This is a genomic window from Prevotella sp. CAG:255, assembly GCF_000431195.1.
Classification (GTDB): Bacteria; Bacteroidota; Bacteroidia; order Bacteroidales; family Bacteroidaceae; genus Prevotella; species Prevotella rara.
The window spans coordinates 1-1,027 of record NZ_HF986807.1 but is presented as its reverse complement, the minus strand read 5'-3'; the positions used below and the strand labels follow the sequence as shown (position 1 = coordinate 1,027).

The 1,027-nt window shown below is 42.4% G+C and carries 1 protein-coding gene; it reads left to right on the top strand.

The annotated features are described in order from the left end of the window. Positions 1-200: 200 nt before the first annotated feature. A partial coding sequence (locus QVO66_RS07105) for a GIN domain-containing protein (protein ID WP_288172713.1) occupies positions 201-1,027 on the top strand: 827 nt, incomplete at its 3' end.

The window sequence follows — 1,027 nt, the reverse complement described above, 5'->3', positions numbered from 1 at the left end:
TTCTAGGATAGACACGAGCCGGCTTAACAACTTCGAATGACGTGTCGACTGGCTTGTCTGTCATTCAGGCAGATGCCGGTATGCGCAGCGTATAGCCTGCTCATGCGGCAGGAAAGACAGAAAAAGTTTGTTGTTTCATGTCACAAACGGCATAGTTTTGCGTACATATGTCAGAATAGAAACATTAAAATAAGATTATTATGAAGTTTAAGTTATATTTGTTCTTGGCATTTATCGCCTCAATTCCGCTCATCGCCTGCGGCTGTTCAAACAAGAATATGGCAGTGGAAAAAAACGGCATTAAGCTGCATGACAACTTTAAAGATTCTGATTCCGGAATTATAAAGAAGACCTTGCCGCTGAAAGACTTCCACGGAATAAACGTTGAAAGCTCTGTTGGTGTGTATTACACGCAAGGCTCTGAATATAAAGTGGTGTTTGAGGGAAGTGAGAATGCCTGGAAGGCACTTTGCTTCGACGTGCAGGAACAGACGCTTGTCGTGAAGTCTTCAAAGAAACCTCATGATGACGGGAATAAATCCGGTCTGTACAAGTTGTATGTCACGGCTCCTAATATCGACAGACTCAGTTGCTCCGGTTTCTTCTATTTTCATGCAAAAAGCATGAAGACAGGCAGCCTGACCGTAAACAACAAGGGGGCGCTGAATTTGGATATTGAGAATCTGAAGGCAGACTCATATAACATTGTTAATAAAGGCTTCATTACTAACAACGGCAGATTTGAAGTAGGCAAATTTGATGTGCAGAATTATGCGGCATATAGTTGCAGATCTGACCTGAAGGTTTTGGGCGACATGAACGTAAGCAACAAAGGTTCGGTTTATCTCTGCGGCAGTATAGAAGCAAATAAAATATTTTGGAATTGTCGTGGCGCTGACAATTGTGAACTTGCCATTAAGGCCAAGAATGTTGACTTCAACATCTCCGGATCAGGAGTAATTAACGGAAAATTCAAGGGTGACGGCATGAACATAAAATGCAACGGCGCGGCAAAAGTTAATATGGA